At 67.5% G+C, this 21469-nt stretch carries 18 protein-coding genes and 1 riboswitch; of the genes, 4 read left to right on the top strand and 14 right to left on the bottom strand.

Features of this window, described 5'->3' with window-relative positions; translation table 11 throughout:
* Position 1: 1 nt before the first annotated feature.
* Positions 2–1033, top strand: a complete 1032-nt coding sequence (gene cydB, locus OC159_RS15455; protein WP_322626733.1) for a cytochrome d ubiquinol oxidase subunit II — start codon at positions 2–4, stop codon at positions 1031–1033.
* Positions 1033–1137 carry a DUF2474 family protein gene (locus OC159_RS15450; RefSeq protein ID WP_265502067.1) on the top strand — a complete coding sequence of 35 codons (105 nt, stop codon included), beginning with the start codon at positions 1033–1035 and terminating at the stop codon, positions 1135–1137. Before cydB ends, OC159_RS15450 begins: the two co-directional genes overlap by 1 nt.
* 48 nt (positions 1138–1185) lie before the next feature.
* On the opposite strand, the gene OC159_RS15445 is transcribed toward OC159_RS15450, so the two are convergent.
* The 6 genes from OC159_RS15445 to OC159_RS15420 all read right to left on the bottom strand — a co-directional run bounded on the left by OC159_RS15445 (position 1186) and on the right by OC159_RS15420 (position 8049).
* Positions 1186–1557 (bottom strand): DUF1850 domain-containing protein, encoded by a 372-nt coding sequence (locus OC159_RS15445; RefSeq protein ID WP_407674140.1) that lies wholly within the window; start codon positions 1555–1557, stop codon positions 1186–1188.
* Positions 1557–3680 (bottom strand): TRAP transporter permease, encoded by a 2124-nt coding sequence (locus OC159_RS15440; protein ID WP_265502066.1) that lies wholly within the window; start codon positions 3678–3680, stop codon positions 1557–1559. The genes OC159_RS15445 and OC159_RS15440 overlap by 1 nt, the downstream gene beginning before the upstream one ends.
* Before the next feature lie 55 nt (positions 3681–3735).
* Complete coding sequence (locus OC159_RS15435) at positions 3736–4692, bottom strand: TAXI family TRAP transporter solute-binding subunit (RefSeq protein WP_265502065.1); 957 nt, start codon at positions 4690–4692, stop codon at positions 3736–3738.
* Between the two features lie 75 nt (positions 4693–4767).
* On the bottom strand, positions 4768–5457 hold the full coding sequence (locus tag OC159_RS15430) for a thiamine ABC transporter ATP-binding protein (RefSeq protein WP_265502064.1): 690 nt from the start codon (positions 5455–5457) through the stop codon (positions 4768–4770).
* Positions 5450–6967, bottom strand: coding sequence for an ABC transporter permease family protein (locus OC159_RS15425; protein ID WP_265502076.1), 1518 nt, complete (start codon positions 6965–6967; stop codon positions 5450–5452). Before OC159_RS15425 ends, OC159_RS15430 begins: the two co-directional genes overlap by 8 nt.
* Before the next feature lie 104 nt (positions 6968–7071).
* Positions 7072–8049 (bottom strand): thiamine ABC transporter substrate-binding protein, encoded by a 978-nt coding sequence (locus tag OC159_RS15420; RefSeq protein ID WP_265502063.1) that lies wholly within the window; start codon positions 8047–8049, stop codon positions 7072–7074.
* Between the two features lie 31 nt (positions 8050–8080).
* Positions 8081–8179, bottom strand: a riboswitch (TPP riboswitch).
* A gap of 64 nt (positions 8180–8243) precedes the next feature.
* Here OC159_RS15420 and mutS point away from each other — a divergent pair.
* A complete protein-coding gene (gene mutS / locus OC159_RS15415; RefSeq protein ID WP_265502062.1) occupies positions 8244–10862 on the top strand; it encodes a DNA mismatch repair protein MutS in 2619 nt (872 codons plus the stop codon).
* A complete protein-coding gene (gene aroC / locus OC159_RS15410) occupies positions 10859–11959 on the top strand; it encodes a chorismate synthase (RefSeq protein ID WP_265502061.1) in 1101 nt (366 codons plus the stop codon). The genes mutS and aroC overlap by 4 nt, the downstream gene beginning before the upstream one ends.
* Here aroC and OC159_RS15405 read toward each other — a convergent pair.
* The 8 genes from OC159_RS15405 to OC159_RS15370 all read right to left on the bottom strand — a co-directional run bounded on the left by OC159_RS15405 (position 11947) and on the right by OC159_RS15370 (position 21434).
* Positions 11947–12825, bottom strand: coding sequence for a ribokinase (locus OC159_RS15405; RefSeq protein ID WP_265502060.1), 879 nt, complete (start codon positions 12823–12825; stop codon positions 11947–11949). The two genes, aroC and OC159_RS15405, sit on opposite strands and share 13 nt — an antisense overlap.
* A gap of 110 nt (positions 12826–12935) precedes the next feature.
* On the bottom strand, positions 12936–13700 hold the full coding sequence (locus OC159_RS15400; protein ID WP_322626734.1) for a cytochrome c1: 765 nt from the start codon (positions 13698–13700) through the stop codon (positions 12936–12938).
* A gap of 631 nt (positions 13701–14331) precedes the next feature.
* The gene (gene petB / locus OC159_RS15395) at positions 14332–15654 is read right to left on the bottom strand and encodes a cytochrome b (protein WP_265502059.1); all 1323 of its coding nucleotides are present in this window, start codon (positions 15652–15654) and stop codon (positions 14332–14334) included.
* 10 nt (positions 15655–15664) lie between these two features.
* Positions 15665–16228 carry a ubiquinol-cytochrome c reductase iron-sulfur subunit gene (gene petA / locus OC159_RS15390; protein WP_265502058.1) on the bottom strand — a complete coding sequence of 188 codons (564 nt, stop codon included), beginning with the start codon at positions 16226–16228 and terminating at the stop codon, positions 15665–15667.
* Between the two features lie 201 nt (positions 16229–16429).
* Positions 16430–17200 carry a RadC family protein gene (gene radC, locus OC159_RS15385; protein WP_265502057.1) on the bottom strand — a complete coding sequence of 257 codons (771 nt, stop codon included), beginning with the start codon at positions 17198–17200 and terminating at the stop codon, positions 16430–16432.
* A gap of 43 nt (positions 17201–17243) precedes the next feature.
* Positions 17244–18410: a molecular chaperone DnaJ gene (gene dnaJ / locus OC159_RS15380; RefSeq protein ID WP_265502056.1), complete on the bottom strand. Its 1167-nt coding sequence runs from the start codon at positions 18408–18410 to the stop codon at positions 17244–17246.
* Between the two features lie 81 nt (positions 18411–18491).
* Complete coding sequence (gene dnaK / locus OC159_RS15375; RefSeq protein ID WP_265502055.1) at positions 18492–20408, bottom strand: molecular chaperone DnaK; 1917 nt, start codon at positions 20406–20408, stop codon at positions 18492–18494.
* Positions 20409–20612: 204 nt separating this feature from the next.
* On the bottom strand, positions 20613–21434 hold the full coding sequence (locus tag OC159_RS15370) for an ABC transporter permease (protein WP_265502054.1): 822 nt from the start codon (positions 21432–21434) through the stop codon (positions 20613–20615).
* Between the last annotated feature and the right edge of the window lie 35 nt (positions 21435–21469).

Here is a 21469-nt window from a genome sequence, read left to right as displayed (position 1 = left end):
CATGCCCCTGACAGAAGGCATTTCCTTCGACCTGACCGTGATCTGGGCCTTCCTGATCGCCTTCGCGGTGCTGGTCTATGTCATCCTTGACGGCTTCGACCTGGGCCTTGGCATGCTGTTTGCGGCCGAAGCCGACACCCCTGACCGCGACGTGATGATGAACTCGGTCGCGCCGGTCTGGGACGGGAACGAGACCTGGCTGGTCCTGGGCGGCGGCGGGCTGTTCGCTGCCTTTCCGCTGGCCTATTCGCTGATCCTGCCGGCGCTCTACGCGCCGATCATCGCCATGCTGCTGGCGCTGATCTTTCGCGGCGTCGCGTTCGAGTTCCGCTGGCGCACGACCCGCTGGCGGCCGGTCTGGGACCTGGCCTTCATCGGCGGATCGGCCCTTGCGGCGTTGTCGCAGGGCATCGCCCTGGGGGGGCTGCTGCAGGGCATCGACATCGATAAGACTGCCCGGGAATATTCGGGCGGCTGGTGGGACTGGCTGACGCCCTTCACGCTGATGGTGGGTGTGGCAGTCATGGTCGGCTACATGCTGCTGGGAGCGACATGGCTGGTCATGAAGACGAGCGGCCCGCTGCAGGACCGGATGCGGGCGCGGGCCTGGGTGCTGGGGCTGGCGACGGTGGGCTTCATCGGCGTGGTCAGCCTGTGGACGCCGTTCCTGCAGGACGGGTACTACAGCCGCTGGTTCGGCGGCTTGCGCATCGTGCTGGCGGCGGGCGTCGCGGCGGCGGTGCTGGCGCTGGCCTTTGGCATGTTCCGCACGCTGCGGGTCAATCACCACGACTATTGGCCGTTCATCTTTGCTCTGGGGATGTTCGTGCTGTCCTTCGCGGGCCTCGGCTTCTCGATGTTCCCCTATATCGTGCCGACCGAGGTCACGATCTGGGAAGCCGCCGCCCCAAGAGCCAGCCAGATCTTCATGCTGGTCGGCGCCTCGGTCCTGATCCCGATCATCCTGGCCTACACGGCCTATTCCTACTGGGTCTTCCGCGGCAAGGTCGACCCGTCCGAAGGGTACCACTGATGCGGCAAGGCCTGGTTCGGCTTGCCTGGTTCGTCGGCATCTGGGTCGCCAGCGTCGCCGTCATCGGAACGGTGGCTTGGCTGATCCGGCTGTGGATCGTCTGATCCACGAGGCAACGGCCGGACCAGGCCGTTGCCGATGGGCGCCTTACCTCACTCTGGCGTGGCGCAATCCGCCGCGACCCACAGGCGCAGCGGCCCCTGATCCTCGGGCAGGCGGTGGCAGGCTCCAGCCGCGCACAGTCGCCAGCCCCGGCCGGTCGCCCCCGATGCGGCCAGGACGACCTGCCGCTGCGGCGGCACATTGGGGGTGAACCACCAGGCGCCGTCGCGAAAGGTGGCGTCCGGCGGCGGCTCCATCCCCGCGCCCGAGCCGCTGACCCGCGCCTCGACCGGTGCCATCCCCGCATCCGAGACGTGCCAGCGTTCCCACCACGCGGTGCGTTCGACCGAATGGGTCCAGTCCAGTGTGAACCCCCCTGCGGCCAGCGACAGCAGGGTGGCCCCGGCCCCGACGCAGAGCATCAGGCCGCAGCCCCCGCCCGCCGCGTGCGCAGGCCGTGGACGACCAGGAAGACGGCTGCCAGGGCAAATCCTGCCTCATCCGTCCAGGGCATCGCCAGGATCAGCGAGACGCCGGCCGCGAAGGCCAACATGCGCTCGACCAGCGTGGTGCGGTCCCAGAGGTACCCCACCACCGCCACGCCCCACAGCCCGACGCCCAGGACCGTCTTCAGCAGGATAAAGGCAACCTCGACCGGGTAACCCCAGGCCTGGGCGACCGGTCCGCCATCTTGAAGCATCAGCGACGGTGTATAGACGGCCATGAACGGGATGATGAATCCCGCCGCCGCCAGCCGGATCGCCTGCATCGAGATCTTGAGCCCAGAGGTCTTGGCGATCGGTCCCGCCGCAAAGCAGGCCAGCGCCACCGGCGGCGTCAGGTCGGCCATGATCCCGAAGTAAAAGACGAACATGTGGCTGACCAGCAGCGGCACCCCCAGTTCAAGCAGGGCGGGCCCGGCCAGGGACGAGGTGATGATGTAGTTCGGGATCGTCGGGATCCCCATGCCCAGCACCAGGCAGGTCAGCATGGTCAGGACCAGCGACAGGAACAGGTTGTTTTCGCCAATCGCGATGATCGCGCCGATGAAGGTGGACGCGATGCCGGTCAGGGTCAGCGTGCCGATGACGATGCCGACGATGGCGCAGGCCATGCCCACGGGCAGGGCGTTCCGCGCGCCCTGTGCCAGCGCATCGCGGACGATGCCGATGGTCGGGCGCGCGCCCCTGAAGGCGGCGCAGGCCAGCACCAGCGCGGCAATGACGATGACCAGCAGGTTGATGCCGTATCTGAGGAACGACGCGCAAAGCAGGCCAAGCGCCACCCAGAACACCACGCGGAAGGCATAGGGGCCGATCATCGCCGCCAGCGGGGCGCCCAGGATCAGCACCGTGACCAGCGCCAGCCCCATCGTGCCCGCAAAGATCGGCGTGTAGCCCGCGAACAGCAGGTAGACCAGCGCCGCCAGCGGCAGGACCAGCGGCCATTGCGCGCGGACGGCGGCCCAGGGGTTGGGCAGGCTGGTGCGCGGCAGGCCCTTCAGGTCGTCGCGCCCGGCCTGCAGCCAGACCATCCAGAAGACGACGCCGAAATAGAGAAGCGCCGGGATGATCGCGGCCTTGACCACGGCGGCATAGGGGACGTTCAGCGTCTCGGCCATGATGAAGGCAACGGCGCCCATTACCGGCGGCATGATCTGCCCGCCCATGGATGCCGTGGCCTCGACGCCCCCTGCGAAGGCCGACTTGAAGCCCGACTTCTTCATCATCGGGATGGTGAACTGCCCCGAGGCCACGACATTGGCCACCCCCGAGCCCGAGATCGTGCCCATCAGGGCCGAGGACAGCACCGCGACCTGCGCCGGCCCGCCCCGGACCCCGCCGACCATGCCAAGTGCGAAATCGTTGAACAGGTTCAGCATCCCCGCGCGTTCCAGGAAGGCCGCGAACACCACGAAGATGAAGATATAGGCGCTGCTGACATAGATCGGGCTGCCATAGATGCCTTCGGTCCCGAAGGCGAAATGCTCGACGATCTGTTCATAGCCATAGCCGCGGTGGATGAAGGGCGGGGGCAGGTGCTGGCCCAGGAAGCAATAGGCCAGGAAGATCCCGGCGATCACCGCCAGCGGCCAGCCCATCAGGCGGCGCGCGCCCTCGAAGACCAGCACGACCAGGATCGTGCCCATGACCAGGTCGGTCCCGGTCAGGAAGCCGGTGCGGCGGATCAGGTCCTCGTATTCGATCCAGTTGTAGATGCCGGTGGAAAAGCCCAGGATGCCCAGGGCCCAGAAGAACGCCTGGCCTCCGCGCGTCCGCGCGACCAGGTTGCCGACCAGCCCGAAGCCCAGAAGCAGCAGGAAGCCCACGTGCATGGCCCGCACCACCTGGCTGGGAAGCGTGCCATAGCCCGCCGCCCAGAGCTGGAACAGCGAAAAGGCGACCGCCAGCCAGAAGGCCACGCGGCCCATCGGGCCGTCGCCGAAGCCGGGGGGCAGGCCTTCGCTGACCTCGGCCTCGGCGTTGGGGTCCAGGCGGTTCTGGTCGGACGGGACAGGCCCGCCTGCGGTGGGGGATGCGGACATGCGCGTGGCTCCTGCCGGTCAGGGCCCGCGCCGCAGGGGGCGCGGGCCGGGGTACTTATTCCAGGATGCCGGCTTCGCGATAGTACCGCTCGGCCCCAGGATGCAGCGGGATCGACAGGCCGTCCAGCGCCGTTTCGGGCGTGATCCCTGCGGCCGCCGCATGGGCGGACCGCATGCGGTCGAGGTTCTCGAACAAGAGCTTGGTCATCTGGTAGGCGGTTTCCTCGGACACGCCCTCATGCGTGATCAGCATGTTGCCTACGGCTGCGGTGGGCACGTCCTGGTCCTGGCCATCATAGGTCCCGGCGCGGATGACGGCGGGGACGAAGGGCGCGCCGATGGCGGTCACGACCTCTTCGGGGATCGCGACGATGTCGATGTCATGCGTCGTCGACAGGTCCTTGATGAAGGCCACGCCCAGGCCCGACGATTGCAGCGTCGCCTGGAGCTGACGGTTCTTGATCAGCTCGCCCGATTCCGCGAAGGGCAGGTATTCGACCTTGCCTAGGTCGTCATAGCTCATCCCGGCGGCGGCAAAGATCGCCCGCGCGTTCAGTTCCGTCCCCGAGGCCGGGGCGCCCACCGACAGCGTCTTGCCCTTCAGATCCTCCAGCGTCGTGACCCCGGCCGAGGCATCGGCGACGATCTGAATGTAGTTCGGATAGATCGCCGCGATGGCGCGCAGCTCCTCCAGCGGGCGGGGAAAGCCCGCCTCCTCGTTGCCCTCCCACGCAGCCTGAACGCTGTCGCCCAGGGCGAAGGCGATCTCTCCGCGGCCCTGCGCCAGCAGGTTCAGGTTCTCGACCGAGGCCTTGGTGGCCTGCACCTGCGTCCGGGCCCCCTCGATCCCGTCGGCATAAATCTCGGACAGCGCGACCCCCAGGGGGTAATAGACGCCCGAGGTGCCGCCGGTCAGCACGTTGATGAAATCCTGCGCCTGTGCCTGCGGAGCCGAAAGCAGGGCGCCGCCGAGAACGGCCGCCGGAATGGCGGCTGCGATGCGGTGGAACATGCGGTATCCTCCCATGATGTTCTGGGGGCAGACTAGCAACAAATCGCGGCTTGGGAACCTTGCGCTTGGTGCAACTCAGCCCAGGTAGGCCCGCAGCCCCGGCGGCGGATCGTCCAGAAGCGGGCCGGTCGGACGGGGGGCATGGGCGCGGCCATCCTCGACCAGCACGGTCTGGGGGGCGAAGGCCCGGGCGTCGGCGGGGTCGTGGGTGACCATCAGCACGGTGGCGCCGGTGTCGGCGACGATGGCTGACAGCAGGTCCAGCATCTCGGACTTGAGGGCGGGGCCGAGCGCCGCGAAGGGTTCGTCCAGCAGCAGCAGCGGCCGGGCGCGCAGCAGCACGCGGGCCAGTGCCACGCGGCTTTGCTGGCCGCCCGACAGCGCGCCGGGCCGTCGGGCGGCGGTGCCGGACAGCCCAACCTGCGCCAGCACCTGGGCCACGCGGTCCTTCTGCGCCCAGTCCAGCCGCAGGTCGGGTCGCAGCCCCATGCCGACGTTCTGCGCCACCGTCAGGTGGGGAAACAGGTTGTGGTGCTGGAACAGCATCGACACCGGCCGCCGCCCCGGCACCATACCGGTGATGTCCTGACCGTCCCAGGCCAGCCGCCCCCGGTCCGGCGCGAGGAACCCGCCCACCAGCGACAGAAGCGTCGACTTGCCCGACCCCGAGGCGCCGATGACCGCGTAACGCCCCTGCGGCAGCGTGAAATCGGCCGCCAGGGCAAAATCGCCCTGCCGCAGCAGGATGTCCCTGAACTCAAGCATCCATACGCCCCCCGCGGTCGAACAGCCAGAACAGCGCAAAGCTGAGCGCCATCAGAAGGACCGACGCCGCCGCGGCATCCTCCATCCGATAGCTGTTCATCAACTGATAGAGCTTCAGCGGCAAAGTCGGCTGGTCGCCGGCGAAGAGCGTGATCACGCCCAGGTCCCCCATGGCCAGCGCCGCCGCCAGCCCGCCCGCAAAGCCCAACGGGCGCGCCAGCCGGGGCAGGACCAAGAGGCGCAGCCGGGCCAAGCCCTTCAGGTCCAGCGAGGCCGCCAGCTGGCCGTAATCTGCCTGCAGCGCCTGCGCCGCGGGGATCAGCGCCCGAAGCCCGAAGGGCAGGGCCATCGCGGCGTTGATCGCGACCGTCACCGGCAGGGCCATCTGCTGCGGCGTCGCCAGGTCGCGTAACAGGATGAAAAGCCCGGTCCCCAACACCAGGGGCGAGGCGACCAGCGGCAGCATCCCTGCAGCCTCGACCCACCGCCCGGCACCGCGCGCGACGGCCAGCGCCAGCACAAGGCAGGCGGTGATGGTCAGCGCGGCCGAGGTCACGGCCATCACGATGGATCGCAGCGCGGCGGACCAGACGTCCGCAGGCAGCGCGCCCACGCGCGGCAAGCCCGAGGCGGTGACCGACAGCAGCGGGGCCAGCAGGAACCCGGCCGCCAGGGCGATGACCAGCGCATCCGCGCCGCGCCGCCAGCCGCCGGGGCCGGGCGGCGCGCCCGTGGCGTCCATGCCCGTGCCGAAGCCCGCCGGCACCGCGATCCGGCGCGCCAGCAGTAGCGCCCCGACGGAAAGCGCGATCTGCACCAGCCCCAACGTCGCCGCCCGGCCAAGGTCGAAGTCGAACCGGAACGCCTGATAGATCGCCAGCTCGACCGTCGTGGCGCCCGGACCGCCGCCCAGTGCCAACGCGACGGTGAAGCTGGTCAGGCAGACCAGAAAGACCGCCAGCCACACGCCGGGAAGGACGTTGCGCAGCATCGGGCGCTCCAGGTGGCGGGCGATGTCGCGGGGGCCAAAGTCCAGGCTGGCGGCCAGGCGAAAGCGTTCGGCCGGGACGGCCTGCCAGCCCTGCAGGATCAGCCGCACCGACAGCGGCAGGTTGAAGAAGACATGCGCCAGGATGACGCCCTGCCAGCCATAGATCGACATCTCGGGCAGGCCGATGCCGCGCAGGCTGTCGTTGACGAGGCCATTGCGGCCGAAGATCGCGATCAGGCCCATGATGGCCACGATCACCGGCAGGATGAAGGGCGCGCCCAGCAGCGTGACCAGCAGCCCCCGCCCCCGAAATCGCCGCCGCGCCAGCGCCCGCGCCACTGGCACCGCGAGAGCCGCCGAAAGCGTCGCCGACAGCGCCGCCTGCCACAATGTAAAGCGCAGGGCGCGCCAGTCCCATTCCGTCAGCACCGAAAGCCCGCCCGCGGCCCAGGCCACCGCCCCCAGCGTGCCAAGGATCAGTGCCGTCAACAGGGCCGCGACGGCATGGCCGGCCCCCATCCCAAAGCCGTGCCGCCGATCGCCGGCCCTCTGCGCGGTCCTGGCAGCGGGCGGGGGGCGATGGTGGGTCGATGCCGCACCGATCCGCCGAGGCAGGTTCATCGTCACCCCGCGAAGGCGCGCAGCCATTCGTCCAGCGCGGGCTGGCGCAGGGCTTCGGCCTCGTCCTCGGAATAAAACAGCGTCTTGTCGGGGCGGGGCAGGTTGCGCATGACCTCGGGCCAGTCCTCGACCGGCAGCCTGGCGGGCAGCGACCAGTTGGCCAGCGGGATCGTCTGCTGGAACTCGGGCGTCAGGATCCAGTCCATGAACTGCTGCGCCAGTTCCGGCTGGTCGGTCGAGGCGACCTGTGCGGCCAGTTCGGCCATGAAGTAGTGGCCCTCGGGGAAGATGGCCGCCTTCTTGGTCGGGTCATCCTCGGCCGCGATGTGATAGGCGGGCGAGGTGGTGTAGGACAGCACCATGTCGGCCTCTCCCTCGGTGAACAGGCCATAGCTTTCCGACCAGCCGCGCGTCACCGTCAGCACCTTGGGCGCCAGCTTGGCCCAGGCTTCGGGCGCATCGTCGCCATAGACCTGCTTGACCCACAACAGCAGCGCCAGACCCGAGATCGAGCTGCGCGGGTCCTGGATCACGATCTTCAGGTCGTCGGGTGCCTCCAGCAAGTCAGCAAAGCTGGCGGGCGGGTTGTCCAGCCGCGTCTCGTCATAGACGAAGGCGGTTTCGCCCCAGTTGTAGGGCAGGAAGATGTCGTCGGTCCATTCGACCGGCAGCGACATGTCGGTCGTGTCCTGCCTGTGCGGCGCAAAGAGGCCCGAGGCCCGGGCGCGGGCCGTCACGTCGGTGTTCAGGCCGAAGACGACGTCGGCCGGGGTGCCCTCTCCCTCCATCAGGATGCGGGGCAGGATGTCGCCGGTCACGAATTGCAGGTCGCAGTCGCAGAAGGCCTCGAAGCCTTCCTCGATCTTGGGGCCGGGGCCCCATTCGCTGGCGATGTAGTCGCTGGCATAGATGGTCAGGACACGGTCCTGCGCCAGTGCGGGTGATGCCAGAAGCAGTGCGGGGATCAGGAACGTTTTCAAGCGTCCTCCTTTCGTCACGGGGTTCGAAAGAAAGGACATCTCGCACCTTCCCTCCGCCGGTGGTCAGCCGGATCAGGTTCAACGGGTCCGCTTTCGCGTCTCAGCCGGTCAGGCACCCCGAGGTGCCCCTGAATGTAGTGGTTTCGCCGCGCCGCGCAAGCCGCTAGAACCACGGCCAACACAAGGGACAGGACATGACCGACCAGCCCACACCGATGATGGCGCAGTATCTGGCGATCCGGGATGCGAACCCCGGCGCGCTGCTGTTCTATCGCATGGGCGACTTCTACGAGATGTTCTTCGACGACGCCGTGCAGGCGGCCGCCGCGCTGGACATCGCGCTGACCAAGCGCGGCACGCATGAGGGTCAGCCGATCCCGATGTGCGGCGTCCCTGTCCATGCCGCCGAAAGCTATCTGCTGACGCTGATCCGCAAGGGGTTCCGCGTGGCCATCGCGGAACAGATGGAGGACCCGGCCGAGGCCAGGAAGCGCGGGTCGAAGTCGGTCGTGGCCCGCGACGTCGTGCGCTTGGTCACCCCCGGCACCCTGACCGAGGAGTCGCTCTTGGAGGCGCGGCGCCACAACTATCTCGCGGCCTTTGTGCAGATCCGTGACGAGGGGGCGCTGGCCTGGGTCGACATCTCGACCGGGGCGTTCCAGGTGATGGAATGCCCGCTGCCGCGTCTGGCGCCGGAACTGGCGCGGCTGGCCCCGCGAGAGGTCCTGACCTGCGTGGCAGGGCTGGAGGACCTGGTCGCAGATGCCGGCGCTGCGTTGACCGACCTGCATGCCGGCGCCTTCGACAGCGGGACCGGCGCGCGGCGGTTGTGCACGCTTTTCGGGGTCGAGACGCTGGACGGCTTTGGCAGCTTCACGCGTGCCGAACTGGCCGCGATGGGCGGCATCGTCGACTATCTGGAGATGACGCAGAAGGGCAAGCTGCCGCTGCTGCGCCCGCCCATGCGCGAACGCGCGGGCGGGACGATGCAGATCGATGCCGCCACCCGCCGCAACCTGGAACTGACGCAGGCGCTGTCAGGCGGGCGCGAGGGTTCGCTGCTTGCCGCCATCGACCGCACGGTGACGGCGCCCGGCGCGCGCCTGCTGGAACGCCGCATCAGCGCGCCGTCGCGCGACCTGGCGTTGATCCAGGCGCGGCAGGATGCGGTCGCGGCGCTGGTCGGTTATCCGCGGCTGATGGCCGACCTGCGGACGGCGCTGTCGCGCGTGCCCGACATGGACCGCGCGCTGTCGCGACTGGCGCTGGACCGGGGCGGGCCGCGCGACCTGGCGGCGATTCGGGCGGGGCTGACGCAAGGGGCGGCCATCGCGGACCGCTTGCCGGCCGACGCGCCGGCGGTCCTGCGCGAGGCGGCCGCCGATCTGTTGGGCCATGATCCGCTGATCGACCTGCTGGACGACGCGCTGGTGGCCGAGCCGCCTTTGCTGGCCCGCGACGGCGGTTTCGTGGCCGAGGGGCATGACGACGACCTGGATCAGACCCGCCGCCTGCGCGACGAAGGGCGCGGCGTCATTGCCGGGATGCAGGCGGATTATGCTGCGCTGGTGGGCGTGAGCAGCCTGAAGATCAAGCACAACAACGTGCTGGGATACTTCATCGAAACCACCGCCACCCATGCCGAGCGCATGCTGGCGATGCCCGACCGCTTCATTCACCGCCAGACCACCGCGAACCAGATCCGCTTCACCACGGTCGAGCTGTCAGAACTGGAGACCCGCATCCTGAACGCCCGTGACCGCGCGCTGGAGATCGAGCGCGGCGTCTTCGACCGCCTGCGCGCCGCCGTCCTGGACCGCGCCCCGCAGATCGGCCAGGCGGCGCGGGCGCTGGCCGAAGTCGATCTGGCCACGGGCTTTGCCGATATCGCGGCGGGCGAGGGCTGGGTGCGGCCCCGCGTGGACGACAGCCGCGCATTCGTGATCGAGGGCGGGCGTCATCCGGTCGTGGAGCGCGCGCTGAAGCGCAAGTCCGACAGCTTTGTCGCCAACGACTGCCAGCTGACGGAAGGCGCGACGCCCGCGATCTGGCTGCTGACCGGCCCGAACATGGCAGGGAAGTCCACCTTCCTGCGCCAGAACGCGCTGATCGCGGTGTTGGCGCAGGCCGGAGCCTTTGTGCCCGCGCGGTCGGCGCATGTCGGGCTGGTCAGCCAGCTCTTTTCGCGCGTCGGCGCCGCCGACGACCTGGCGCGGGGCCGGTCCACCTTCATGGTCGAGATGGTCGAGACGGCGGCGATCCTCAATCAGGCGGACGACCGGGCGCTGGTGATCCTGGACGAGATCGGGCGCGGGACATCCACTTGGGATGGGCTGTCGATTGCCTGGGCGGTGATGGAGCATCTGCATGCCGCCAACCGCTGCCGCGCACTGTTCGCGACCCATTACCACGAGATGACCGCCCTGACCGCCAAGCTGGACGGTGTCGAAAACGCCACCGTCGCCGTGCGTGAATGGGAAGGCGAGGTGATCTTTCTGCACGAGGTCAGGAAGGGCGCCGCCGACCGCAGCTATGGCGTGCAGGTCGCCCGCCTTGCGGGGCTGCCTGCGGCGGTGGTGGACCGCGCCCGGGCGGTGCTGGATGCGCTGGAATCGGGCGAACGGCAGGGCAGCGCGCGTCCGGCCGCGCTGATCGATGACCTGCCGCTGTTCCGCGCCGTGCCGCCGGCGCCCGCCAAGGCCTCGGCTCTGGACGCGCGGCTGAAAGCGGTGCATCCCGATACGCTCAGCCCGCGCGAGGCGCTGGAGCTGGTCTACGAACTGAAAGCCCTGACCGAGGAGACGCGCCCATGAGCTTCAACACCTTCGGCCGCGCGTTCCGCTTCACCACCTGGGGCGAAAGCCATGGGCCGGCGCTTGGCGCCACCGTGGACGGCGTGCCCCCCGGCGTGCCGCTGACCGAGGCGTTCATCCAGACCTTCCTGGACCGCCGCCGCCCCGGCACCAGCAAGCACACCACGCAGCGGCGCGAACCCGACCAGGTCCGCATCCTGTCGGGCGTCTTCGAGGGCGTGACCACCGGCACGTCAATCCAGCTGATGATCGAGAACACAGACCAGCGATCGAAAGACTACGGCGACATCGCCACCAGCTTTCGCCCCGGTCATGCGGACATCACCTATCACCTGAAATACGGGGTGCGCGATTATCGCGGCGGTGGCCGGTCCAGCGCACGCGAAACGGCGGCGCGGGTCGCGGCAGGTGCGGTCGCGCAGGCGGTGCTGGGGGCACTGGTGCCGGATCTGCGCATCACCGGATACATGGTGCAGATGGGGGCGATGCAGCTGGACCGGTCGCGTCTGGACCTCTCGGCCATCGACGGCAACCCGTTCTTTCTGCCCGATGCGGGCGCGGTCGAGGCGTGGTCGGATTACCTGGACGGCATCCGCAAGGACCAGAACAGCGTCGGCGCCGCCGTCGAAGTGCTGGTTGCGGGCTGTCCGGCAGGCTTGGGCGCGCCGGTTTATGCGAAGCTGGACACCGATCTGGCGGCGGCGATGATGTCGATCAACGCCGTCAAGGCGGTCGAGATCGGCGAGGGCATGGCCTCGGCCGCGCTGACCGGCGTGGCGAACGCAGACGAGATCCGCATGGGGCCGGACGGGCCCGAGTTCCTGTCGAACCACGCGGGCGGGATTCTGGGCGGCATTTCGACCGGGCAGGACATCGTGGTGCGGTTCGCGATCAAGCCGACCAGTTCGATCACCACGCCGCGCCGGTCGATCAATGTGCGGGGCGAAGAGATCGACGTCATCACCAAGGGCCGCCACGACCCCTGCGTCGGCATCCGTGCCGTGCCCGTGGCCGAGGCCATGGCGGCCTGCGTGATCCTGGATCACCTGCTGATGGACCGGGCGCAGACTGGCGGGGTGCGCGGTCAGATCGGCTGATCTGCCAGGAAGGCTTCGACCTCGGCCCGCGACGGTATCGCGTCGCCCGCGCCGGGCCGCGTGACCTGCAGGGCGGCGGCGGCCGAGGCGAGGCGCAGGGCCTTGGCCACGTCCTGTCCTTCGTCCAGGGCCGCGGCGAAGAACCCTGCGAAGGTGTCGCCCGCGCCGGTCGTGTCGACGGGCTCGACCTTGAAGGACAACTGCCGGCAGGTCTGGTCGGTGTGCAGATCGCGATATTCCGCGCCCTCGGCCCCCTTGGTGATCAGCAGTCCCTGAACCGGCAGGTCGCCGTGGATGCCCGCGAACAGCTGCTCTGCCTCGCCCGCGTTCACTGCCAGGATCGAGACATGCGGCAGGATGGCCCGCACGGCATCCAGGTCGAAGGGCGCGGCGGAATAGACGACGCGCGCGCCCCGTGACTGCGCTGCCTGCGCGGCGGCGACCTGGCCGTTCGTCTCGTTCTGGATCAGCAGCGTGTCGCCGTGATCGATCGTCGCAAGGGTTCCGGCAAGCGCATCCTCGTCGATGGCGCGGTTGGCGCCGGGGTGGATGACGATGGCGTTCTCTGCATCGGCATCCACGAGGATGATCGCGTGGCCGGTCACCTGATCGGCCAACCGCGCGATGTGGTCGGTTCCGACCCCGGCCGCGGCCAGCCGCTCGACCACCCAATCGTCAGTTGTCCCCAGCGCGCCCAGGTGATGCGTCACCGCCCCTGCGCGTGCGGTCGCGATGGACTGGTTCGCGCCCTTGCCGCCCAGTCCCATCGAGAAATCCAGCGCCGCCAGCGTCTCTCCGGGCCTTGGAAGGCTTTGCATCCGATAGACGTGATCGATGTTGATCGAGCCCAGGTTCCAGATCGCCATGCTTGCCCCCATTCCAGTCGCGCCATGTGACCGGCTGCCCCGGTCGATGTCCAGCCATGAATAAACGCGCCCCCAAGGGGGGCGCGTTCGTCAGACCATTCGTGCAACGGTCAGTGCTTGCGCTTGGTCTTGTGCGGCGCCCACAGGCGCTTGTTCGTCAGGTAGAGCAGCACCGTCAGAGCAAGAAGGAACAGCACCGCCACCAGGCCTACGGACTTGCGGTCCATCAGCTTCGGCTCGGCCGTCCACATCAGGAACGCGGCCACGTCGGTTGCCATCTGGTCAACGGTCGCCGGCGTCCCGTCCTCGTAGGTGACCAGGTCGTCCGACAGCGGGGGCGGCATGCTGATCCAGCCGCCGGGGAAGGCGCTGTTGCCGTAGAGCAGCGTGCCGGCCTGTTCCTGCGTCTCGCCGGTATAGCCGGCCAGGATCGCATGGATGTATTCCGGTCCGCCCATGCCGTTCACCAGCTGGCTGATGCCAGTACCGTAGGGGCCATGGAAGCCCGCGCGAGCCTTGGCCATCAGCGACAGGTCGGGACCCATGCCGGCGCCCGACACTTCGGGGAAGTTGTCGGTCAGCAGGCGCGCACGCTCTTCGCCGATCTCGCTATCGAAGACGGGCAGAAGATCGGTCGCATAAGCGCGGACCTGATCTTCCGGCAGCCCCGGACCCCCTTCGTCTGCCAGCGTGCGGATCGGAACGAACTTCATGCCATGGCACGCCGAGCAGACCTCGGTATAGACCTGAAGGCCGCGCTGCAGCTGGAACTGGTCGAAGCTTCCGAAGGGGCCTTCAAAGCTGAAGGCGATATCCTCGATATGGCCGGCACCATGATCGCCTTCCGCGGCATGTTCGTCGGTATGCTCCTCGATGTATTCCTCGGCGCCTTCTTCGCCCAGAATATCGGTGGCATGCTCCTCGATCGGTTCGGTGCCGGTGGTGGTCGGAACGGGGGCCGAGGTTTCGTTGCCTTCGGGCAGCGCAACGGCATCGACGCCGCCATCGCCGGCCGACGGCTGTTGCCCGGCGGGGTTCTGCGGCAGGTTGCCGGCTTCGGTTTCGGGTTCCTGCGCATCGGAATGCGCAGGCGGCATGTCCTGTGGTGCCTCGGTCGGGGCCGTGGGCGCGGCCTCCTCGGCTTCGTCGCCCGCAGGCGCGGCTTCCGCATCGGCGGCAGGCGCTTCCTCGAGTTGCGGGGCTTCGGACTGGGCGGCGTCAGGCTCTGCCGGGGCCTCCTCTGCAGGCGCTTCCGCTGCGGGAGCTTCCGCCGCAGCGGCTTCCTCTGCCGGCGTTTCCTCGGGCGCCGCTTCGGCTGCCGGAGCAGCTTCGGCGGGCGCCTCGGCGGCCGGTGCGGCTTCGTCGGTCGCGAAGGGCTGGACCGTCGGGGAGGACGGCGGAACCGCGGGGGCCGTTTCCTGCGCCAGCGCAAAGCCGGTCGCAGAGAGCGTCAGGGCCGCAACGGCCGTGAGCGTCTTGGTTCTCAGGGTCATTCTACGGCTCTCCTTACTCGGCCATGCGCGTCGGCGATTCGTAATGCGCCAGGTGGTCTTCCTCGATCGTCGCAGGCATCGGCTCGGGCTTTTCGATGACACCCAGGATCGGCAGGATGACGAGGAAATAGGCGAACCAGTAGGCCGCGGCCACAAGCGCGATGTAGGGATAGATCCCCTCGGTCGGCATGGCGCCCACCCAGGTCAGGATGACGAAGTCGGCGGCCAAGAGCCAGAACCACCATCTGAACATCGGGCGATAGCGGCCTGACCGGACGCGAGACGTGTCGAGCCACGGCACCAGCGCCATCACGATGATCGCGCCGAACATCGCCAGCACGCCGAAGAACTTGGCGTCGATGATGCCGAAGGACAGCCAGTTGACCAGCTGCACCAGCCACACTTCGCTGTCGAAGGCGCGCAGGATGGCGTAGAAGGGCAGGAAGTACCATTCGGGCACGATGTGCGCCGGCGTCGCCAGGGCGTTCGCCTGGACGTAGTTGTCGGGGTGGCCCAGATAGTTCGGCATGAAGCCGACGACCGCGAAGAACACCACCAGGATCAGCGCCAGGGCGAACAGGTCCTTCAGCACGAAATAGGGCCAGAAGGGCAGGGTGTCTGCTTCGGCATCTGCCTTGCTGGTGCGGCGCACCTCGACCCCGGTTGGGTTGTTGTTGCCGGTGGAGTGGAACGCCCAGATGTGGACGATCACCAGGCCTGCGATGATGAACGGCAGCAGGTAATGCAGCGAGAAGAAACGGTTCAGCGTCGCGTTGCCGACGGCCGGTCCGCCCAGAAGCCAAGTCTGGATCGTCTCGCCCACGCCGGGAATCGCGCCGAAGAGGCCGGTGATCACGGTCGCACCCCAGAAGGACATCTGGCCCCAGGGCAGCACGTATCCCATGAAGGCGGTCGCCATCATCAGGATGTAGATCAGCATGCCGATGATCCAGGTCACCTCTCGCGGCGCCTTGTAGCTGCCGTAGTAGAGGTTGCGGAAGATGTGGAGATACACCGCGACGAAGAACAGCGACGCGCCGTTCGCGTGCAGGTAGCGCAGCATGTAGCCGCCGTTCACGTTGCGCATGATATGCTCGACGCTGGCGAAGGCCATGTCGACATGCGGGGTGTAGTGCATCACCAGGACGATGCCGGTGACGATCTGCAGCGCCAGGCAGAAGACCAGCACGATGCCCCAGATCCACATCCAGTTGAGGTTCTTGGGCGTGGGGATCATCAGCGTGTCGTACAGGACGCCGGCCACCGGCAGGCGGCGGTGCAGCCAACGTTCGAAGCCCGACTTGGGCTCGTAGTGGTCATGGGGAATTCCGGCCATGATGCCCTCCTCAGCCCAGCTGGATGGTGGTTTCGTTCAGGAACGACGCCACGGGAATATGCATGTTCTGGGGCGCGGGGCCCCGGCGGATACGGCCGGCCGTGTCGTAGTGGCTGCCGTGGCAGGGGCAGAACCAGCCGCCGAAGTCACCGGCACCGTCGCCGATGGGCACGCAGCCCAGGTGGGTGCAGACGCCGATCTGGACCAGCCACTCGCCGGCTTCGTCCAGGGTGCGGTTTTCGTCGGTGGCGGGCTGGGCGCCCTGCAGGTTCGGGTTCTGGGCCGTCGGGTCGGTCAGCTCGCTCACCTCGACCGCGCGGCCGGCCTCGATCTCCTCGGGGGTGCGGCGGCGGATGAACACGGGCTTGCCCAGGAACAGGACGGTGATCTGCGTGCCCGGCGTGACGCCGCTGACGTCGACCTGGATCGAGGCCAGCGCCTGGACGTCGGCCGAAGGGTTCATCTGATTCACAAGCGTCCAGGCGGCGGCACCGGCGGCCACCGTGCCTGCGCCCGCCGTGGCATAGTAGAGGAAATCCCTCCGGGTGCCTACGTGGTCATCTGCGTGGGACACGGGTCATACTCCAATTCAGGCCGAAAGTCAGGCCGATACGACATTCCGGGCCGCGTCCGAACGCAGCCTTCGCGGGGGCGGTTCTAGCGGCCAATTCCCTGTCAGTCCAGATGATAACCCCGGTCCTGCCTGTGCAATTCGACGCATCTGTCCGATTTGCGCAACGCCCCTGCGACGGGACGCCGCAGCCGCGGGATGGCGCTAAAGGAGGCCTTCCGACCTGAAGCTGAGCTCGCGTGACTTGCCGATGATCAGGTGATCGTGGATCGTGATCCCCATGCTGTCCGCGGCCTGGGCGATCCGGGCGGTCATGGTGATGTCGCTGTCCGACGGCGTGGGATCGCCCGAGGGATGGTTGTGCACCAGGATCAAAGCCGAGGCGTTCAGTTCCAGCGCCCGGCGGATGATCTCTCGGGGATAGACGGGGACGTGGTCGACGGTGCCTCGGGCCTGTTCCTCGTCCGCGATCAGCACGTTCTTGCGGTCGAGGTAGAGGACGCGGAACTCCTCGATCTCGCGATGGGCCATGGCGGTATGGCAATAATCCAGCAGCGACTGCCAGCTGGACAGGACCGGCCGGTGCATGATGCGCGCCCGTGCCATGCGCTGCGCCGCCGCCTCGACGATCTTCAGTTCGGTCACGACAGCCGGACCGACACCGTCGACCGCCTGCAGGCGGGCCGGCGGGGCGGTCAGGACGCGGTTGAAGTCGCCGAAGGTCTCGATCAGGCGCCGGGCCAGCGGCTTGACGTCCTGGCGCGGGATGGCACGGAACAGGACCAGTTCCAGCAGCTCGTAATCCGGCATGGCGGTCGCCCCGCCCTGAAGGAACCGGTCACGCAGGCGGGCGCGGTGGTCTGCCAGATAGGAGGGCGCGGATTTTCCCGCACGCACCGGCGCGACGGTCACGTCATCGGCGGCAGGCGTGAACAGGGGCAGCGGCATTTCGCCAAAGGCGCGATTCGGGTCCATGCCTGAAGCATGGGCCCGAAGTCGTAAAGGAAGCGTTAACCGGTCAGCGGGTCATGCCGTCCCAGAAGCTTTTGACCTTGTCGAAGAAGCCGTCCGATTGCGGGCTGTTGTCGGCCTTCACGGCCTCGAACTCTCGCAGCAGCTCTCGCTGGCGGGCCGTGAGGTTGACTGGCGTCTCGACCGTCAGCTCGATCAGCATGTCGCCGAAATCGCCGCCCGCCCCCGGACCGTGCCGAAGGGGCGGCATGCCCTTGCCGCGCAGGCGCATCTGCCGCCCGGTCTGGCTTCCGGCCGTCACCTTCACCCGCGCCCGCCCGCCGTCGATGGTCGGAACCTCGACCTCTCCTCCAAGGGCCGCGGTCGCCATGCTGACCGGCACCTGGCAGGCCAGCATCTTGCCGTCGCGCAGGAAGATCGCGTGCTCCTGCACCTCGATGAAGATATAGAGGTCGCCGGCGGGTCCGCCGCGCAACCCGGCCTCGCCCTCTCCGGCAAGGCGGATGCGGGTGCCGGTCTCGACGCCGGCGGGAATGTTCACCGACAGCGCACGCTCGCGTTCGACCCGTCCGGCGCCGTGGCAGGACTTGCAGGGGTTCTTGACGATCTGGCCCGCCCCGCCGCAGGTCGGGCAGGTGCGTTCGACGGTGAAGAAGCCCTGCTGGGCGCGGACCTTGCCCATGCCCGCGCAGGTCGGGCAGGCGGCGGGCTGGGTCGCACCCTCGGCCCCGGTGCCTTCGCATTCGCCGCAGGCGACTGAGCCGCGCACGGTGATAGGCTTTTGCACGCCGACATAGGCATCTTCCAGGCTGACGCTGAGGTTGTAACGCAGGTCCTGGCCGCGTTGGGCGCGCGCCCGACCGCCCCCGCCGCCGCGGCGGCCCATCATGTCACCGAACAGATCCTCGAACACGTCCGCGAAGGCCGCGCCGAAGTCGCCCGGATGGCCGCCGGGGCCGCCGCGCGCACCCCCGAAGCCGCCGCCACCTTCGAAAGCGGCATGGCCGAAGCGGTCATAGGCGGCCTTCTTCTGGTCGTCCTTCAGGCAATCATAGGCCTCGTTCACTTCCTTGAAGCGCGTTTCGGCCGTCGAATCGTCCTGGTTGCGGTCGGGGTGAAGCTCTTTCGCCTTGCTGCGATAGGCCTTCTTGATCTCGTCGGTCGAGGCACCGCGTGTGACCCCGAGCACTTCGTAATAGCAACGCTTGCTCATGTGTCGTCCCATTCAGCTGCCCCAAAGAACAGGCCGGCCCGCACGAACGGCAGGCCGGCCCTTTCAGGGTAGCGGCCTCGATCAGCCGCGCTTCTTGTCGTCGCCCAGGTCCTCGAAGTCGGCATCGACGATGTCGTCGTCCACGTCGCGGGGCGAATCGCCTGCGTCCTGTCCGGCTTCGTCATTGCCCTGCTGAGCCTTGTAGATCGCCTCACCCAGGCGCATGGACGCGTCCATCACGTTCTGGATGCCCGAGCGGATCTTGCCCGCATCCTCGGCCTTGAGCGATTCCTCAAGCGCGCCGACGGCCAGTTCGATCGCCTCGACGGTCGAGCTGTCGACCTTGTCGCCATGCTCGTCCAGCGACTTCCTGGTCGAGTGGATCAGGCTTTCGGCCTGGTTCTTGGCCTCGACCAGCTCGCGGCGACCCTTGTCGGATTCCGCGTTCTGTTCGGCATCCTTCACCATCCGTTCGATATCCTCGTCGGACAGGCCGCCCGAGGCCTGGATGGTGATGTTCTGCTCTTTGCCGGTGCCCTTGTCCTTGGCGCTGACCGAAACGATGCCGTTGGCGTCGATGTCGAAGGTCACCTCGATCTGCGGCATGCCGCGCGGCGAGGGCGGGATGTCCTCCAGGTTGAACTGGCCCAGCATCTTGTTGTCCGCAGCCATTTCGCGCTCGCCCTGGAAGACGCGGATGGTCACCGCGTTCTGGTTGTCCTCGGCGGTCGAGAAGATCTGGCTCTTCTTGGTCGGGATCGTGGTGTTGCGGTCGATCAGGCGGGTGAAGACACCGCCCAGCGTCTCGATCCCCAGCGACAGCGGCGTCACGTCCAGCAGCACGACGTCCTTGACGTCACCCTGCAGCACGCCGGCCTGAATCGCCGCGCCCAGCGCCACGACCTCGTCGGGGTTCACGCCCTTGTGGGGCTCTTTCCCGAAGAACTCGGTCACTTCGGCCACGACCTTGGGCATGCGGGTCATGCCGCCGACCAGAACCACCTCGTCGATGTCGCCCTTGGAGCAGCCGGCATCCTTCAGCGCGTCCTGGACGGGCTTCATGGTGCGCTTGATCAGGTCGGCGACCAGGCTTTCCAGCTTGGCTCGGGTCAGCTTGACGACCAGGTGCAGCGGGGTGCCGCTGTTCTTGTCCATGCTGATGAAGGGCTGGTTGATCTCGGTCTGGCTGGACGACGACAGCTCGATCTTGGCCTTTTCGGCGGCCTCTTTCAGGCGCTGCAGGGCCATCTTGTCCTTGGACAGATCGACGCCATGCTCTTTCCTGAACTCGTCGGCCAGGTAGCTGACGATGCGCATGTCGAAGTCTTCGCCGCCCAGGAACGTATCCCCGTTCGTCGATTTCACCTCGAAGAGGCCGTCGTCGATTTCCAGAATGGTGATGTCGAAGGTCCCGCCGCCGAGGTCATAGACCGCGATCGTCTTGGTTTCCTTCTTGTCCAGGCCATAGGCCAGGGCCGCCGCGGTCGGCTCGTTGATGATGCGCAGGACTTCCAGGCCCGCGATCTTGCCCGCGTCCTTGGTCGCCTGGCGCTGTGCGTCGTTGAAATAGGCCGGAACGGTGATCACGGCCTGGGTCACGGTCTCACCCAGGTAGGATTCGGCGGTTTCCTTCATCTTTTGCAGGATCATCGCGCTGACCTGCGCCGGAGAGTACTTCTCGCCCTTCACCTCGACCCAGGCGTCGCCGTTGCCACCGTCAGTGATGTTGTAGGGGACCAGCTTGCGGTCCTTCTCGACGGCCTCGTCGCCCATGCGACGGCCGATCAGGCGCTTGACGGCGAAGACGGTGTTCGTGGGGTTGGTCACGGCCTGGCGCTTGGCGGGCTGGCCGACCAGACGCTCTCCATCCGTGAATCCGACGATCGAGGGCGTCGTGCGGGCGCCTTCGCTGTTCTCGATGACCTTGGGCTGGCTGCCGTCCATGATCGCGACGCAGCTGTTCGTGGTGCCGAGGTCGATGCCGATGACTTTGGACATGTTCATATAACCTTTCTTGCGGCGATATTTGGGGCGTCGGGTCCGTTACGGCCCCCGCGGCCCGATCCCTTCTGCTCGAATTCAGCCCGGAACCTCCGGACCGCTTCGGGGGTGTATATAGGGATGCAATTCAGGCCCGCAAGTCGCCTGCAAGGGCAAATCAGGCGCATTTGCCCCTGTTTCACACCTGTTCCCTGCAGTGGATCAGTGGGCCGCGCTCCAGCTGACGGATTCGTACTTGCGGGTGGTGAAGTTGATCAGCAGCGCCACCATGAAGCACGCGAGCGTCACCCACAGCGGATAGAGGAGCCACGTCTTGTGGGGCGAGTAGTTGATGAAGAGGAAGCCCCGCTCCTGGTCGATCAGGTGGAACAGCGGGTTCCAGATGAACCAGGGCAGCATGAAGTTCGGCAGGGTGTTGGCCACGAACATCTTGCCCGAGGCGAACATGTTCACGCGGGAATAGAAGGTCGTCAACGTCCGGGACAGCGCCGGCGACCAGGGTTTTATCCCAAGGAAGATCATGCCCACGGCAATGCCGCTGAACCAGGACAGCAGCAGCAGTGCCATCGCGCCGACGGGATCGTGGATGGTGATCGGCTCGAACGCGAGGTGGTAGACGGACAGGATCACCACGCAGCTGATCATCTGTCGGTAAAGCATGGCGCAGGCGGCGCCCGAGATCAGGATGGCCGCGTTCAGCGGCTCGTGCTTCACCATGCCGGCAGATATGGAGTGGCTGCCGGACACCGCCCCCGCCGTCTGGACATGCGTCATGAAAACGAAGATGCCGGACATGATGTAGAGCATGAAGTCGCCGCGGATGGGCGAGGTCCTGACGCCGATCAGCAGATAGAGCGTCATCAGCACCACCATGATGACGGCGCTTTGAAGGATGATGGCCCCCAGGCCGACAAGCGCGTTCCGATGCGAGTTGCGCAGATTGTATACCGTCTGGTGATAGATCAGCGCCAGGGTCGTCCCCGCCGCCTGGAGCATGTTCGAGTTTCGACGTTGCTTGAACATGTCGCGATGCCTTCCCGCGTGGGATACAGGACTGC

It is taken from the genome of Paracoccus beibuensis (assembly GCF_026162625.1).
Lineage (GTDB): Bacteria > Pseudomonadota > Alphaproteobacteria > Rhodobacterales > Rhodobacteraceae > Paracoccus > Paracoccus beibuensis.
This window is presented reverse-complemented; position numbering and strand designations above follow the sequence as displayed.